Source organism: Xanthomonas sp. MUS 060 (assembly GCF_000963215.1).
In the GTDB taxonomy this organism is placed as follows: Bacteria; Pseudomonadota; Gammaproteobacteria; order Xanthomonadales; family Xanthomonadaceae; genus Xanthomonas_A.
Map to the genome: position 1 here is coordinate 1 of NZ_JZIM01000012.1, position 16,460 is coordinate 16,460.

Genomic DNA, 16,460 nt, shown 5'->3' on the forward strand with positions numbered 1-16,460 from the left:
TGAACTCGGCACTGAACTTCCTACGCTTTGACATGAACACTCCTCATGGCCTGGATCGGCCTTCTTGTAAGTGTCCGTGAAAACGGGGGTGAACCCACATGCCCACCGAGTTGATCTGCACGGCGTTGCAAATCGCCATCGCCCTGCGCCAGCCCAAGCCCGGGCTGATCGTGCATACCGATCGCGGTAGCCAGTACGCCAGCCAGGCCCACCGCGATCTGCTGGCCAAGCACAAGCTCGTGGCCAGCATGAGCCGCAAGGGCAACTGCTGGGACAACGCGGTGATGGAGCGGTTCTTCCTGAACCTGAAAATGGAACACGTCTGGCAGCGCCTCTACGCCAACCCCAACGAAGCCATCGCCGACATCACCCACGACATCGTCGGCTTCTACAACACCCACCGGCTGCACTCGACCCTCGGCTACCGATCACCGGCCGACTACGAGAAAGCCACTACCTGAAATTACCTATCGCGGTGTCCGCCCACCGAGTTGATCTGCACGGCGTTGCAAATCGCCATCGCCCTGCGCCAGCCCAAGCCCGGGCTGATCGTGCATACCGATCGCGGTAGCCAGTACGCCAGCCAGGCCCACCGCGATCTGCTGGCCAAGCACAAGCTCGTGGCCAGCATGAGCCGCAAGGGCAACTGCTGGGACAACGCGGTGATGGAGCGGTTCTTCCTGAACCTGAAAATGGAACACGTCTGGCAGCGCCTCTACGCCAACCCCAACGAAGCCATCGCCGACATCACCCACGACATCGTCGGCTTCTACAACACCCACCGGCTGCACTCGACCCTCGGCTACCGATCACCGGCCGACTACGAGAAAGCCACTACCTGAAATTACCTATCGCGGTGTCCACTAAAACTTGGCCAGCCAGGACACAGTACTTGACACTGATCGAACACAGGCGCGGTTGCCCGGCAGCATTTGTCGGAGAGGCGCAATGATGGCGACAGGAGTCCGAAAACGTACCATCCTAAATGGACGAGAGAGAATATTTTGGTGGAATTCGGCGTCTTTTTACTAACCGTAGTGGCGAATTTCGTGACGCAGCGTCACGGCTCGGCCGAAAACGCCCGAGAATGGTCTGTGGTGACCGTTTTTGGTCGCTTTTCCACGGCTGGAAAACGGCGGAAAAAATACGCGAGGTTGCGTGACAATCGATGATAAAAGTGATTTCATCATATGCAGGATTGAAGCGTGACCCTCATTGAGTAAATCACACAATGCGAAGCGCTTTTTGGTCCTCCATCTCCATATAACCCATGGGTATACATTGAACGATCAGTGCGAGCGTCCTCTCATTCGTCTTGAGTTGGTTTCGAAGGTCTTTCAATCGGAGGAAATCGAAACTCACGCGCTTTCCAGCGTGAATATCGAGATCAAGAAAGGCGAATATGTCTCGATCTCTGGCCCGTCCGGTTGCGGCAAATCGACGCTGCTTTCGATCCTCGGGCTGCTGGATGCACCCTCCTCCGGAACCTATTATTCGCTCAACGGTACGGCCATCCAGAGCCTCAGTGCTGGTCAACGCGCGAAAGTCCGCAATCGCGAGATCGGGTTCATCTTCCAAGCCTTCAATCTCATCGGCGATCTGAGCATCTTCGAGAACGTCGAGTTGCCGCTGGTGTATCTCGAAGGCGAACAGGCCCTGTCACGCAAGCAGCGCAAAGAGCGTGTCCTCGAAGTGCTGGAACAGGTGGGCATCGCCCACCGTGTGAACCACTATCCGGCGCAGCTTTCCGGTGGTCAACAGCAGCGCGTCGCCGTCGCTCGCGCGCTGGTCACCCGGCCTGCCGTTCTGCTTGCCGACGAACCGACCGGCAACCTCGATTCCCACAATGGCGAAGCGGTGATCGCTCTGCTGGATCAGTTGCACCGTTCGGGGTCGACCATCTGTATGGTGACCCATGATCTGAGGCACGCGAAGTTCGCCCAACGCAGCATCTACATGTTCGATGGTCGCGTGGTCGACGAGGAAATGCTCACTAGCCTGCGACGCAAGGAGGAGGATATGATTGACGAGCGCCTGAACCTTGCACGTAGCTCCCGGACATGAGCGTGTCCACCGGTCACGCGTTCCAGACGGCGGCGCGCCGTCTGCTCCAACGGCCAGGGCATTCGCTGCTCGCGGTCGCAGTACTCGGTGTCGGTCTCGGCACCGTGCTGTTCCTGTTCGGTCTCGTCAACGGCCTAGTGCTCAAGCCCATGCCGTTCCCGGACCCGGATCGGCTCGTAGCGATCGGCTACAAGACCGAGAACGACGTCGGTATCGAGGTCATGGGCAATGACGACTACGAGCAGATCCGCAACAGTCTGAAAAGCATCGAAGCCACCGGCATTTATCATGTGCAGGCCGCCGACATCGTCGTGGGCGGTGTCGCCAAACGCTACAACGGCTGTCTGTTGTCTGGACAGATGTTGGCGTTCCTTGGGACCACACCGCTGTCGGGACGTCGCCTTGGCAAAAGCGACGAGCGCCCCGGCGCGCCGCTCGTCGCGTTGATCAGCGAAAGCCTCTGGCGCAATGACTTCGCTGCAGCCAAGGATATCATCGGCAGGAACGTGCAGATCAACGGCGAAGCCGCCACGATCGTTGGCGTCATGCCGAAGGGCTTCGCTTTCCCCGCAATTGCGGATGTATGGCTGCCGACCCGTTTTCCGCCGGGAACTTCCACCGACGTCAACGTAGTGGGCAAGCTCAAGCCCGGCGTCGCACTGGGCCAGGCGCGCGCTGATCTGGAGACAGTCGCCTCCGCCCAAGGCAAGCAACTGCGTGGCCAGCGTGCCGGTCGAAACCTGACGGTCAAGCCACTCGCGCTAAGCTTCATCACCGAGAAGGTCCGTTCGTATGCGTGGCTGATGTTCGCGACTAGCAGTCTCGTGCTGCTACTGGCCTGCGCGAACATCGGGAACCTGCAACTGGTGCAGGCGATGAGCCGGCAGCGCGACCTGGCGATCCGCTGCGCTCTGGGTGCCAGCCGCGGACGCCTGCTCCGCGATCAGCTCATGGAGAGCTTCGTGCTGAGTGTTGCCGCGACTCTCGTCGCACTGCTCATCGCCCAGCTCGGCAACGACTGGATTGCGGGCATCTTCGCGGCAAATGGCAAACCGCCGCCGTATTTCATCCGGTTCGGCATTGATGGGCGGATGCTGGTATTCGCGGCCATCGCCGCGTTGTTCACGACGGCGGTCGCCGGTTTCATCCCTGCCTGGCGCGCGTCCCGCACCGATGTGCAGGAAGTGCTGCGCGAGGGCGGCAAAGGTTCCCATGGTGGCTTCTTTGCTCGCATTTCCAAGGCCCTGGTGGTCTTCGAGATCGCGTTGACGGTGATCCTCCTAGTCGGCGCAGGCACGTTCATCCAGGGCTTGGAGCGTGTGCTGGAGACCAAGTTCGGCAATGCCATCGATCCTGAGCGGATCCTCACGGCGCGAATCGACCTTCGCCAGAACCGCTATCCCGACCAGGCTTCGCGCATTCGCCTCTACGACCAGATCGGCGAGCGGTTGCGCAGCGATCCGGCCATCGTCAACGCGACGCTGGCCAATACGATTCCCGGCGCACTGCTCGGAAGTCACGAATACATTGCCGGTCTGGGCCAGCCACGGCCAGCCGGTGGATATCTTAAGGCGCAGTTGGGCGTGGTGGACAAGCATTTCGCCGAGACCTACCGGTTGAAACTGATTGTGGGTCGCTTCTTCGACGAACGCGATGCCCAGAATCCGGTGGTGGTCATCGACAGCGAGACCGCTGCACTGTTGTGGCCGGGCACAGACGCGATCGGCCAGCGGATCGCGCTGCATCCGGAACAGGAAAACCCGGACATCCTGACCGTGATCGGCGTGGTCTCCGACTTACAGTTGGACGGGGTTTCAGAAGATTCGCTCCCGAGCATCCTGCTGCCGATGCCGCTCAACGGTACGGCCATCCAGAGCCTCAGTGCTGGTCAACGCGCGAAAGTCCGCAATCGCGAGATCGGGTTCATCTTCCAAGCCTTCAATCTCATCGGCGATCTGAGCATCTTCGAGAACGTCGAGTTGCCGCTGGTGTATCTCGAAGGCGAACAGGCCCTGTCACGCAAGCAGCGCAAAGAGCGTGTCCTCGAAGTGCTGGAACAGGTGGGCATCGCCCACCGTGTGAACCACTATCCGGCGCAGCTTTCCGGTGGTCAACAGCAGCGCGTCGCCGTCGCTCGCGCGCTGGTCACCCGGCCTGCCGTTCTGCTTGCCGACGAACCGACCGGCAACCTCGATTCCCACAATGGCGAAGCGGTGATCGCTCTGCTGGATCAGTTGCACCGTTCGGGGTCGACCATCTGTATGGTGACCCATGATCTGAGGCACGCGAAGTTCGCCCAACGCAGCATCTACATGTTCGATGGTCGCGTGGTCGACGAGGAAATGCTCACTAGCCTGCGACGCAAGGAGGAGGATATGATTGACGAGCGCCTGAACCTTGCACGTAGCTCCCGGACATGAGCGTGTCCACCGGTCACGCGTTCCAGACGGCGGCGCGCCGTCTGCTCCAACGGCCAGGGCATTCGCTGCTCGCGGTCGCAGTACTCGGTGTCGGTCTCGGCACCGTGCTGTTCCTGTTCGGTCTCGTCAACGGCCTAGTGCTCAAGCCCATGCCGTTCCCGGACCCGGATCGGCTCGTAGCGATCGGCTACAAGACCGAGAACGACGTCGGTATCGAGGTCATGGGCAATGACGACTACGAGCAGATCCGCAACAGTCTGAAAAGCATCGAAGCCACCGGCATTTATCATGTGCAGGCCGCCGACATCGTCGTGGGCGGTGTCGCCAAACGCTACAACGGCTGTCTGTTGTCTGGACAGATGTTGGCGTTCCTTGGGACCACACCGCTGTCGGGACGTCGCCTTGGCAAAAGCGACGAGCGCCCCGGCGCGCCGCTCGTCGCGTTGATCAGCGAAAGCCTCTGGCGCAATGACTTCGCTGCAGCCAAGGATATCATCGGCAGGAACGTGCAGATCAACGGCGAAGCCGCCACGATCGTTGGCGTCATGCCGAAGGGCTTCGCTTTCCCCGCAATTGCGGATGTATGGCTGCCGACCCGTTTTCCGCCGGGAACTTCCACCGACGTCAACGTAGTGGGCAAGCTCAAGCCCGGCGTCGCACTGGGCCAGGCGCGCGCTGATCTGGAGACAGTCGCCTCCGCCCAAGGCAAGCAACTGCGTGGCCAGCGTGCCGGTCGAAACCTGACGGTCAAGCCACTCGCGCTAAGCTTCATCACCGAGAAGGTCCGTTCGTATGCGTGGCTGATGTTCGCGACTAGCAGTCTCGTGCTGCTACTGGCCTGCGCGAACATCGGGAACCTGCAACTGGTGCAGGCGATGAGCCGGCAGCGCGACCTGGCGATCCGCTGCGCTCTGGGTGCCAGCCGCGGACGCCTGCTCCGCGATCAGCTCATGGAGAGCTTCGTGCTGAGTGTTGCCGCGACTCTCGTCGCACTGCTCATCGCCCAGCTCGGCAACGACTGGATTGCGGGCATCTTCGCGGCAAATGGCAAACCGCCGCCGTATTTCATCCGGTTCGGCATTGATGGGCGGATGCTGGTATTCGCGGCCATCGCCGCGTTGTTCACGACGGCGGTCGCCGGTTTCATCCCTGCCTGGCGCGCGTCCCGCACCGATGTGCAGGAAGTGCTGCGCGAGGGCGGCAAAGGTTCCCATGGTGGCTTCTTTGCTCGCATTTCCAAGGCCCTGGTGGTCTTCGAGATCGCGTTGACGGTGATCCTCCTAGTCGGCGCAGGCACGTTCATCCAGGGCTTGGAGCGTGTGCTGGAGACCAAGTTCGGCAATGCCATCGATCCTGAGCGGATCCTCACGGCGCGAATCGACCTTCGCCAGAACCGCTATCCCGACCAGGCTTCGCGCATTCGCCTCTACGACCAGATCGGCGAGCGGTTGCGCAGCGATCCGGCCATCGTCAACGCGACGCTGGCCAATACGATTCCCGGCGCACTGCTCGGAAGTCACGAATACATTGCCGGTCTGGGCCAGCCACGGCCAGCCGGTGGATATCTTAAGGCGCAGTTGGGCGTGGTGGACAAGCATTTCGCCGAGACCTACCGGTTGAAACTGATTGTGGGTCGCTTCTTCGACGAACGCGATGCCCAGAATCCGGTGGTGGTCATCGACAGCGAGACCGCTGCACTGTTGTGGCCGGGCACAGACGCGATCGGCCAGCGGATCGCGCTGCATCCGGAACAGGAAAACCCGGACATCCTGACCGTGATCGGCGTGGTCTCCGACTTACAGTTGGACGGGGTTTCAGAAGATTCGCTCCCGAGCATCCTGCTGCCGATGCGTCAGTTGCCGCCCTACTCGATGGTCATCGCCGCCGAAATCAAGGGCGGTGATCCGCTCGCCAGTGCGTCCAAGATCACTCAGGCCGTTTCCAGCATCGACCCCGACATTCCTGTCTACGATGTCCGCACCCAGGCCAAGGGCATCGACATGGGACGCACAAGCATCCTCGTGCTCACCCAGGTCTTCACCCTGCTCGGCCTGATCGCGCTGATGCTCGCTGCAGCGGGGCTGTACGGCATCCTGTCGTTCGCGGTCGTGCAGCGGACACGCGAGATTGGCATTCGTCGGGCGCTGGGTGCGGGCTCGAAGACCATCGTTTCGAACATCGGCAGGCAGTTGCTCCTGCAACTGGCGATCGGACTGACGATCGGCATCGGCTTGGCTTTGCCCTGGTCGGCCGCGCTTACCGATCCGAAGTTACAGACCCATGGCGATGAAGGGTCGGTGTTTGCCGTGGTCGTTCTGACGATCGTGGTCGTCGCTGTGGTTGCCTCGCTCGTCCCGATCGCGCGGGCACTGCGGGTGGATCCGATCGTCGCACTGCGCTACGAATGAGCTGTACCAGCGAGGGGCGGCGCCATCGACATGGGCGCCCTTCCCTTCGTTTCCCGGCCTGGCGCGACGGCGTTCAAGACGTTCGCACCAAGTGCGAAGTATGCGTAGGTCGATGTGCGACAGCAGCGACCTACCTCAGTGCCGCATCAAGACCTGACGATGGCTTTGCGGTACAGGCGGCGGACCATGATCCACGCACCAAGAAAGATCAACAGCGCGGGCGACCACTTCGAGAAGATCCGATCGTATTCGATCAGCCAACCGAAATTCTGCATCAACAGGTAAGCTCCGATCATCATCAGCAAGATCGGACCAATGATCGTTCTCTGACGCATTTTAGTAATCCTTTTCGCAAACCAGGGTGGGCGGTGATGTTCCGGATGGTACTGAATTACTTCAGTCGGATCCGGTCGTATTGCAGCCATTGCGTACTGTCGGAGAGGATAACGCGCTCGCCTTCCTTGAGGCCATCGAGGATCTGTACCCGATCAGCCGACATGGCACCCAAACGGACTTGCACGCGACGTGCGCTTCCACCGGAAGGATCGAGGCGGAAAAGCGACATATGGCTACCGATCTTGGCCTGGGCTGGTCTGCCGACCGACAAGGTGGCGACGAGCTTGTCGATATGGACGACGCCCTCGACCGAGAGGTCCGGGCGCGTGCCTAGCGGGAGTTTGCCGGTGAGCGCGATGTCGACACGGACGGTACCGTCGACGACCGCAGGATCCACTCGGGACACGCGACCCACCACGAGGCCGTTGTAGGTGTCGATGTCTGCTGACTTGCCCACCACGACATCCCTGGCCTGCATCTCGGGCACCTTCAGCCGTGCGATCAGGACGTCCTGCTTGGCGACGCGGGCGAGGTTGCTGCCCGGCGAGACCCGTTGGCCTTCCTGCACCGCCACTTCCTGCAGCACGCCGTCGATGCCGGCGCGTACCTGAAGCGCATCGTGTTGCCGGCGTTGCAGCAACAGGTTGCTCTGCTTCTGTTGTAGCTCGGCCTGCACCGATGCCATCTGGGAGGTCATGGCCGCCTGCATCGCGTCCAGGCGCTTGTGTTCGGCATCCACGCGATAGGCGAGCTGCTTGAGTGCGATCTGGCCCTGTTCGAACTGGACTCTGGGAATGAGCTGCTGGGCGGCGGCCTTCGCATCGACATCGAACTTGACCTTCGCCGACGCGTAGTCGGACTGGGCCTGCGCCAGCTGCGATCGCTGGCCGAGGAGTTCCAGTTGTAACTCGGAACGTCGGACCTGCACCCGTGCGGTCGCAGCCGCTACCTCGGATTCCGCGTTCCTGAGTGCATCCTCCACATCCGGATTGCTGAGCGTGAGCAGTACCATGTCCGCCTTGACCGGATTGCCCGGCAGCACTTCGATCTTCACCACCACCGCCTGAGTCGACGCGGACACCCAGCGGATGTCGAGCGGCACCAGCGTGCCTTGCGCGCGCACATCGCGCAGCATGTCGCCGCGTTTGACGGTGTCGATCCACACACTGGAGGTATCGATCGATGGCATCGCTGAGGAGAAGCGATAGAGGATGACCGCGATGAGCACGACAACGATCACCACGATGCCGATGATGATCTGCTGCCTGCGCTTTTTCTTGATCTTGAAATTGGGGTTTACGATGTCCATGAACGCAATGGCAGCAAACAGCGTGCCAGCGTTTGATTATCGTGCAAAATATTGATTTGAAATATTTTTTGCGCCACCCACTTCTGCTCGAAGTATCCGATTTCGATACGCCTGCTTCGAAATCGGACGTTTCGACCGGATCGTTCGATCCATCGCACCGATGCCTCCTCCTATATCATGCCGTCCGAACACAGTCGTCCGCGAGCGCATTGTCCGATGCCGTATCGATGCGCGTGTCGATGCCGGTAATTGCGATGCGCCCGAAAAGCGCTCACGAGACCAGCAACGATGGATGCGAAGCTGGACCGTTTCGGAGATCGAAAGCCATCATGAGCCTTGCACCTTGAGAAACGTTCTCGCAGTCGATGATCAGAAAAGTATCCTGGATGCGCTGCGGTTGCTGCTGAAGTCCGAAGGCATCGCCTGCACCTCTGTCACCAGTCCGGCGGCTGCGCTGGAGGCACTCAATGATGGGCAGTTCGACGCCGCCCTGGTGGATCTCAACTTCTCCCGGGACACGACCTCTGGCGAGGAGGGCCTGGATCTGCTCAGGCAGCTGCGGCAGCGGCGGCCGGACCTGCCAGTGGTCGTGATGACCGCCTGGGGCAATGTCCAGCTGGCAGTGAGAGCGATCCAGCTCGGCTGCATCGACTTCATCGAAAAGCCGTGGGAGAACGCCCGGCTCCTGGATGTGCTGCGCGGCCTCCCCGGCCTCAGCGAAAGCCGCCGACACCCGGAAGATGCTGCGAGCGATGGCAGGGCCGCGAACGTGCCGGGAGAGTTGATTGCCCGATCCCCCGCGATGAAGCAGGTGATGTCGGTGGTCGCGCGGGTCGCCCCCAGTGATGCGAACGTCCTGCTCCTCGGCGAGAACGGTACCGGCAAAGGCGTCATTGCCCGCCATCTCCACAACCTGTCGCCGCGGGCTGGAAAGCCCTTCGTCAAGATCAACATGGGTGGGATTTCCGAGAGCCTCTTTGAATCGGAAATGTTCGGCCACGTCCGTGGCGCGTTTACCGATGCCCGTGGCGATCGCGTCGGCCGTTTCGAGCTAGCCAACGGCGGCACCCTGCTCCTCGACGAAGTCGGCAACATGCCGATCTCGCAGCAGCCCAAGCTGCTGCGTGTGCTGGAGGATGGCGGCGAATTCGAGCGGATGGGGTCCTCGCACACGCAGCGAACCGACGTCCGCCTGATCGCGGCGACCAATGCGGACCTTGAGAAGGAAGTGGCGAGCGGATCGTTCCGGCGCGACCTGCTCTATCGTCTGAACACCATCGAGATCACTCTGCCGCCGCTGCGCAACCGCAGCGAAGACATCCTGCCGCTCGCCCAGCACTTCCTATCCCAGTCGGCGAAGTGCTACGGCCGCCCCAAGATGCGGATGAGCGCGGCGGCGCAACGGGTGTTGCTCGAATCTCCTTGGCCCGGGAACGTGCGCCAGCTTCAGCACGTGATCGAACGTGCCGTACTGCTGAGCGACGGTGACGAGATCCGGCCCGAGGCGCTATCGATCGGCAAACCCGCTGCGCTTGCCGACGATCTCGAACGGATGACCCTTGACGATGCCGAGAAGTGGCTGATCCGACGCTGCCTGGACCGCTACGACGGTAACCTCCAACGCTGCGCCGACGCGCTCGGCATCACCCGCCAAGCGCTGTATCGGCGCCTCGAAAAGTACAGCCTGCGCGCGACAGGCGGCGATGGCTGAATCGGGTTCCAGAGCCCCTGGCACGTGGATGCCCTTCGTCCGCCTGCTGGCCTCGGGCGTGGCCCTGTCACTGGTGCCGTCGGCCTTGATGCTGGTGGCGCTTGTCGTGTTCGACTGGCCTGCGCATGCCGCCCGTGGCTGGATGCTGGGGGGCGTGGTGGTGGCGACCGCAGCCATCGTGTACTGGCGCTTCCAGCGGATGCACTACCTGCTGCAGACCCTGTCCGGTCTGCTTGAGGCGCTGCGCGAAGGCGACTACACGCTACGCGGCAGATTGGGAAACCCGCTAGGCAAGGTGATCTACGATGTCAACGCCTTGGCAGTCCAGTTGCAGAAACAGCGGATCCACTTCGAGGAAAGCTTGCGTCTGCTGAACAAGACCCTTGACGCACTGGACAGCGCGGTGCTGGTCTTTGACGATAAGCGCAAGCTGCGCTTCCTCAATCCAGCAGCCGCGAGCCTGCTCGATGCCGGTGCGCAGATCGCCCTCGAACGCAGCGCCACCGAGCTTGGCCTGGACGCCTACCTTGACGAGAACGGCGCGCGCGCGTGGAGCTGCACATTTCCCGGACGCACCAGTCGCTTCTTCATCCGTACTGCGGCGTTGGTCCACGAAGGGCGCAAAGGTTGCCTACTGGTCATCAGCGACATCGGCCGCGCGTTGCGCGAGGAAGAACGGGATGCTTGGCAGCGGTTGCAGCGGGTGCTGAGCCACGAAGTCAAGAACTCGCTGGCCCCCATCTCCTCGATCGCCGATACCCTCGCCACCCTCGCCACCCGGCAGCCTCTGCCGGAGGACCTACAGGAGGATCTGGTGGCCGGGCTGCGGGTGATCGGCGACCGGGCGGAATCCCTGGACCGCTTCCTGGCAGGATACGGCCGGCTGACCCATCTACCAACGCCCGAACGTCGCGACATCGATCTGGGCGAAGTGGTCCGTAAAGTCGTGCGTCTGGAACCCTCACGCGCGCAAGTGCACGAAGGCGAACCACTGCAGGTGCAGGCCGACCCCGACCAGATCGAGCAGGCGCTGATCAATTTGTTGAAGAACGCACTCGAAGCGATGAGTGGCGCCGACGGAAAGGTCCAGGTCCGCTGGTGGCGGGAGAACGACTTCGCCGTGATCGAATTAGTCGACGACGGCGTCGGTCCACCGCGAAGCGAGAATCTGTTCGTTCCATTTTTCACGACCAAGCCCGGCGGATCCGGCATCGGCCTGATGCTCGCCCGTGCGATCGCCGAGGCGCACGACGGCAACGTGTTGTTGGAAGCCAGGACGGATGGTCCGGGCGCGATCGCACGGTTCTGGCTGCCCTTGGTCGCCGATGGCGCTGCGTCGGCCTGATCGATGCTGCGGTTGCGGTGTCAGCATCACTGCGCGGGTCGCCCACGTTTTCGTGGATCATGCGCGATGCGCGGAAATTCGCCTGCATACGATCGATGCGGAGCGGCGCTTCACTTGTGTTTCGCCCGGCAGAATGCCGTCTGCGTTTGACAGGCCGCGCGAAAATTTACAGACTCTGGTTACTGCTGGTTCGAGGCGCCTTTCTTGATCGCCACTGCGTGGCGTAGGCGTATCCAACGAACTGATCGCCCTCCAGCGCCGCAAGCCAAGGCTGGCCAATGTTCTGGACGTCTGCAATACGTTTGGCCATATCGATTGATGTCACCGGTTCCATCTCAAAGGTGATGCAGTTGCTGTGAGCCAGTTCTCCTTGAGCAGTAAGCCAGTCTGCCTCGTGCGCAATTCCGCCCTGCACTTCAAACTGGCCCCGGCACTTCTGACGCATGGCCGGCTAAAGCGTCTACGCCGGGGTACGCCCCTGCCCCCATTCCAGTGAGGATATTTCGTCGCGAATCTTGGCAACATTTGGCATCGACTTCACATGCCAACGAATCATGTGCAGTCCAGCGTCCGCAATCGCTTTCGTTTTATCGGCATCCGCCTGATGACGCCCCGGACGATCATGGCTTGCGTCGTCAAGCTCAATAACAGTTAGTACAGAAAAATCTTTGTTGCACACAATAAAATCCGCGCTCTTTTGATTGACCTTATTAAGCCATTGAATTCGTCCACTTCCTTTGCGAATACCTAGAAATCTTGATAGCTGGACCTGAGCTAGGACAATATTTTCAGGGAGCGCCTCAATCAATCGCCAATAAAGAATCTGTTCCGAATTTGTCAAAACCCGCATGCCGTAAAAAGGCCACTGTAACTGTGCATTTTGCTTCAACTTATTTTTTTGACCCGCGAGAGCGGAAATAAGTGCCATCAACAAAAAAAGAGCAAAAAGGCACAGTAGCAATATCATGCTCATCTCCAGCCTAAGATATGGTCGCAAATGATGATACCCCGGCAGTTCACCTGATAGGTCTACGCAGGAAGATTCCTCCCCCAACTCTCTTACATGGCTAACGTTGTAGCCGGCGTCACATCTCACTTTTGTATGCCTTGTTTCCCGGGACCGATCCCAGCGCGCTAGATTGGCGCGGAATTGATGCGCCAAGAAGGAGCTGCCGTCGGTCCCGTCTGTGTTTCGCTGGCGCTCGTCGCACACGGGCCGGCACGGGGGTGAACCCGTTGCACCGTCAGGCAGCGGTCGGCGATGGTCGATAGGCCAATCCGGTGCGAGACGACCACCAGTGCGGTATGCGGCAGACGCCGCCGCATCATGCGCAATACGTGCTGTTCGGAGATGGCGTCGAGTGCGCTGGTGGCTTCGTCGAGCAAGGCGATGCGAGGTTGCCGCAGGAGCACCTGGGCCAGCAACAGGCGCTGCAATTCGCCACCAGAAAGTCTGGCGGCGGCACCATGCACGGCGGTGTCCAGACCCTGCCAAGCAGCATGCAGGCGCGTGGTCAGGCCAACATCGCCTAGTGCTTGCCACATCGCTGCCTCGCTGGCCGTCGGCGCGGCCCAGGCCAGACAATCACGCACCGTGTGTTGCCACGGGCGCACACTCTGCGCAACGTAGGCGGTCGAGTGCAAGCGCGCGCGATAGCCGGAAAAATCCAGCACATCGCCGTCGCACTGTGCGCTGAAGACCTGCGGTGCGACCATCCCCGCCAGCACGTCCATCAGGCTGCTTTTGCCGACACCCGATGGGCCGCTAATCAGGGTCAGGGTACCGGGTGCCAGGATCAAATCACACACACTCAGTGCCTCCAATGGAGGTGCCAGGCTGAGTCGCTGGATATGAATCGGCATCTGCACTGGCGCCGCGCTCATGCTCGCCGTCTGCGTTGGCACCACCGCGCCCAGGGCGACGTAGCGCTGCCACAAGGCCAACGCCGGTGCGGCCGAACGCAGTTGTTGCACGCTCTGTCGGGTCGCGACGAGATAAGGCAGCAGCCGTCCCAGCAGCAGGCCAACGGTCATGAGCGCGCCGCGGTCGAGCCCATGCCACAGCCCGGCCAGCAGCATGAGCGTCGCGATGGCGGCGACTGCGACCAATTCCAACACCAGGCGTCCGGAAGCGACCAGCGCCTGCTGGCGCCAATAGCCGTGCGCAAGGCGTGCGGAGATGAGGTCGTAGGCGGCCTGCTCATGCTCCTGGCGGGCGAACGAGCGGACGTGGCGTAGGCGACGCGGGAAGTCCTCGCTGAGCCAGAACAGCTTGGTCATATCGGCAACGTACTGACGACTGACACGCGCTTGTTCGTGACCGGCGATGCGAAAGGCGAGCATGGCCAGCGCCAGTAGCGGTGGCAACGCCAGCACCAGGATCGGCGAGACCAGGAACGCGATGGCAAAGCTCACCACTGCGGTGATGGCGGCTACCAGCAACTGCAGCAAGGCGCTGAAGCCCTGCACGACGATCTCCACGTTATAGGTCAGCAGATTGGCGATTTCTGCCGAACTGGCGTCTGCCAACGCATGCAGCGGTGCCTGCAACAAGCGCGCATGCACCCGGCGGCGCAACTCCAGTGCATGCTGGCTGGCCAGGTGCGCGGCCATACGTGTGCATTGCCACCGCAACAGGGCAAAGCTCACGCTGGCAATGACGAACAGCATGGCCTGAGCGAACAAGCCATCGGATAAGAGCAGCGTCTGCCCGCCAAGGATCAAGGCATGTCCGGGCTGCACCAGCGGCACTAACGCGACGGTGGCGATAGCGCCGGCCAGCGCCGTGCCCAGCGATACCAGCACGTACCAGGCGATGCGCCGGCGTTCGTCGCGCTGGAGCGTGGACAGAAAGATACCCAGCAAGCGGGACAGCGGTTGCGGCGTGGTGGCATCCGCGGACGCGATCACTGGCCATCTCCAATGACGCTGCACTGCGGCCATATATCGGCGTCATCGCCCCCCCTCTGGCGATACGCGTTGCCTCCACGGTAGTGCATCACCGGCGCGTGCCTGCTCATGCCAGCAGTGCCTGCAAGGCATCCACCGACGTATCCGGATGGGGGCCGCGCTGCAATTCGTACATGCCCAGGCATTGCAACTGGTGGGCGAACAGTGACCAGTGTGGTTGGCCTGCGGCATAAGGTTGATCCGCCGTCAGGCGCTCGAACGCCGTGTCCTCGGCGATCGGCTGTAACAGCCGGTGTGGATCGGCGGCAAGCGTAGCGGAAACAAAGACCGCCCCGACCAGACGTAACGGAGCCGGTGCGAGTCGCGCGACCCCCCTGCGGATGTCCACTTCGTGCTTGAGCACGCCACTACGGCGGCGAATGACCGGCGCGGCGGCAATCCACGCTCGGGTCGGCGGTTCCAGCAGAGGAAACAGGTCTGTGCGCAGATGCAGAAAGTTGCCGATGCCAGTGGCGAGCATGCTCGTCGGCGCGACGAAGAGTGCATCCTCGGCGATGAAGTCCAGGCCGCGCAGCAGACTGTGCAAGGCCAATGTGGATTTGCCGCTGCCGCTGCCGCCGAGCAGTAGCACGCCGCGCCCGTCGCGACCAACGCAGGCACCGTGCAGCGGCACCAGGCCCATGCGCCGTGCCGCCAGCACGAACACCGCGAACTCGATCAGTTCGTAGCGCACGTGATAGGGATGGTCGAGCATGTCCTCGGACACCATCACCATGGCCCGACCCTGCTCCGGAGCCATCACCACATAGTTGTGCGCATCAACGACGCCGCACAGCACGCCGGCACCGCAATGCGTCTGCACAGGTGGCGGCTCCATCGCCAGCACATAAGGCGCATCGGCGCGCGTGAGCAGGGTGAGTTCGATACGGAACTCGGCGCTCTGCGCTAAACGATGCGGCGGGACTTCGCCAAATGCCGCCTCCACCAAGGCCAACAGCGCGTTGCTGTTGCTCTGGAAATGAAAACGGCCCCCAAGCAATTGCTTGTCGAGCGTATGCGTGCGGCGTAATTGCGCACCAAACGGATCGCTGGCGAAGCATGCGACTGAAGAGGGCATCGCCTCGGTGCCGTCAACGCACTGACTGCGCGCGATGGATCGCTGCATTGGAGAACTTTGTTTTGGCTGAATGTTGCGTTGGTGCATGCGCCGCGCACAAAGGTTGCATACAGCGCCGCGGAGACATCAGACGACAAGGTCGCCGCAAACGGCGCACAACCAAACCCCGCATGGGTGGCACTTACCGCCACAACCACCTTTGCGCAGCCATTGCTGCATGCGCCGCTTGCACGCTGGCGCCGAACGAGACCTTTCACCGATGCTCAAAATCCAGGTCAGTCATTCGTATTTTTTGCGTTACGACCCCAAGCAATGGGAGCGTGGCAAACCGTATCCGCCACTGGCCACGTTGCAGGTGGCGTCGCTGCTGCGCCAGCATGGGCATCAGGTGACGCTGTTCGACGCGATGCTGGCCGAGGGTGTGGAGGACTATGCGGACGCGGTGCGCGGACAACAGCCGGACCTGGTGGTGTTCTATGAAGATAACTTCAATTTCCTCACCAAAATGTGTCTGAGCAGGATGCGTGAAGCCGCCTGTCAGATGATTGCGCAGGCACGCGCCAATGGCAGCCGCGTGATCGTCGCCGGATCCGATGCGTCCGATCATCCAGAGGCGTTCCTCGCCGCCGGTGCGGATGCCGTGCTGATCGGCGAAGGCATCGCCGCGTTACTGGATCTTGTCGCGCGATTGCAACAGACCCCGCACATCGCCCCCACCGACTGGGTGGCGGACGTGGCCGATGTCGCCAGCGCGGCATCGCCGCAACTGCGACGCGCGCAGATCGGTACACGGCCGCCAGACCCGCGCCTGTCCACCATGGCCGCGTGGGACTTGGTAGA

At 61.6% G+C, this 16,460-nt stretch carries 12 protein-coding genes and 3 pseudogenes; 9 read left to right on the top strand and 6 right to left on the bottom strand.

The features are described 5' to 3' along the window. Window positions 1-98: 98 nt before the first annotated feature. From XANALMUS060_RS11505 to XANALMUS060_RS11525, 5 genes and pseudogenes are all read left to right on the top strand, one after another. Window positions 99-461: pseudogene (locus XANALMUS060_RS11505) on the top strand (DDE-type integrase/transposase/recombinase); the annotation flags it as partial. 21 nt (window positions 462-482) lie between these two features. Next, window positions 483-842, top strand: a pseudogene (locus XANALMUS060_RS11510) (DDE-type integrase/transposase/recombinase); the annotation flags it as partial. 439 nt (window positions 843-1,281) lie between these two features. Further along, a complete protein-coding gene (locus XANALMUS060_RS11515; protein ID WP_045738534.1) occupies window positions 1,282-2,064 on the top strand; it encodes an ABC transporter ATP-binding protein in 783 nt (260 codons plus the stop codon). Beyond that, a complete protein-coding gene (locus XANALMUS060_RS11520; RefSeq protein ID WP_052688156.1) occupies window positions 2,061-4,484 on the top strand; it encodes an ABC transporter permease in 2,424 nt (807 codons plus the stop codon). Before XANALMUS060_RS11515 ends, XANALMUS060_RS11520 begins: the two co-directional genes overlap by 4 nt. Next, window positions 4,481-6,892: an ADOP family duplicated permease gene (locus XANALMUS060_RS11525; protein WP_045738535.1), complete on the top strand. Its 2,412-nt coding sequence runs from the start codon at window positions 4,481-4,483 to the stop codon at window positions 6,890-6,892. The genes XANALMUS060_RS11520 and XANALMUS060_RS11525 overlap by 4 nt, the downstream gene beginning before the upstream one ends. A 146-nt stretch (window positions 6,893-7,038) precedes the next feature. On the opposite strand, the gene XANALMUS060_RS11530 is transcribed toward XANALMUS060_RS11525, so the two are convergent. Both XANALMUS060_RS11530 and XANALMUS060_RS11535 read right to left on the bottom strand, forming a co-directional pair. Then, entirely contained in the window at window positions 7,039-7,227 is a 189-nt protein-coding gene (locus tag XANALMUS060_RS11530; protein WP_045738536.1) for a DUF5668 domain-containing protein, read from the bottom strand. A 56-nt stretch (window positions 7,228-7,283) separates the two neighbouring features. Beyond that, on the bottom strand, window positions 7,284-8,393 hold the full coding sequence (locus tag XANALMUS060_RS11535; protein ID WP_235430464.1) for an HlyD family efflux transporter periplasmic adaptor subunit: 1,110 nt from the start codon (window positions 8,391-8,393) through the stop codon (window positions 7,284-7,286). Window positions 8,394-8,448: 55 nt separating this feature from the next. On the opposite strand from XANALMUS060_RS11535, the gene XANALMUS060_RS22050 reads away from it, so the two are divergent. The 3 genes from XANALMUS060_RS22050 (at window position 8,449) to XANALMUS060_RS11545 (ending at window position 11,593) form a co-directional block, all read left to right on the top strand. Continuing rightward, window positions 8,449-8,592, top strand: coding sequence for a hypothetical protein (locus XANALMUS060_RS22050; RefSeq protein ID WP_235430465.1), 144 nt, complete (start codon window positions 8,449-8,451; stop codon window positions 8,590-8,592). 237 nt (window positions 8,593-8,829) lie between these two features. Next, complete coding sequence (locus tag XANALMUS060_RS11540; RefSeq protein WP_045738538.1) at window positions 8,830-10,248, top strand: sigma-54 dependent transcriptional regulator; 1,419 nt, start codon at window positions 8,830-8,832, stop codon at window positions 10,246-10,248. A 28-nt stretch (window positions 10,249-10,276) separates the two neighbouring features. Beyond that, window positions 10,277-11,593: an ATP-binding protein gene (locus XANALMUS060_RS11545; protein WP_045738539.1), complete on the top strand. Its 1,317-nt coding sequence runs from the start codon at window positions 10,277-10,279 to the stop codon at window positions 11,591-11,593. A gap of 166 nt (window positions 11,594-11,759) precedes the next feature. Here the strand turns inward: XANALMUS060_RS11545 and XANALMUS060_RS22055 are convergent, their stop codons facing one another. From XANALMUS060_RS22055 to XANALMUS060_RS11565, 4 genes are all read right to left on the bottom strand, one after another. Further along, window positions 11,760-12,038, bottom strand: coding sequence for a hypothetical protein (locus XANALMUS060_RS22055; RefSeq protein WP_052688157.1), 279 nt, complete (start codon window positions 12,036-12,038; stop codon window positions 11,760-11,762). A gap of 15 nt (window positions 12,039-12,053) precedes the next feature. Then, window positions 12,054-12,566, bottom strand: coding sequence for a DUF2726 domain-containing protein (locus XANALMUS060_RS11555; RefSeq protein WP_045738540.1), 513 nt, complete (start codon window positions 12,564-12,566; stop codon window positions 12,054-12,056). Between the two features lie 161 nt (window positions 12,567-12,727). Next, window positions 12,728-14,467 carry an ABC transporter ATP-binding protein gene (locus tag XANALMUS060_RS11560; protein WP_045738599.1) on the bottom strand — a complete coding sequence of 580 codons (1,740 nt, stop codon included), beginning with the start codon at window positions 14,465-14,467 and terminating at the stop codon, window positions 12,728-12,730. 142 nt (window positions 14,468-14,609) lie between these two features. Further along, entirely contained in the window at window positions 14,610-15,668 is a 1,059-nt protein-coding gene (locus tag XANALMUS060_RS11565; protein WP_045738541.1) for a serine kinase, read from the bottom strand. A 211-nt stretch (window positions 15,669-15,879) separates the two neighbouring features. Between XANALMUS060_RS11565 and XANALMUS060_RS22060 the strand changes: the two are divergent. Continuing rightward, window positions 15,880-16,284 (top strand): annotated as a pseudogene (locus XANALMUS060_RS22060) (cobalamin B12-binding domain-containing protein); the annotation flags it as partial. Window positions 16,285-16,460: the final 176 nt, after the last annotated feature.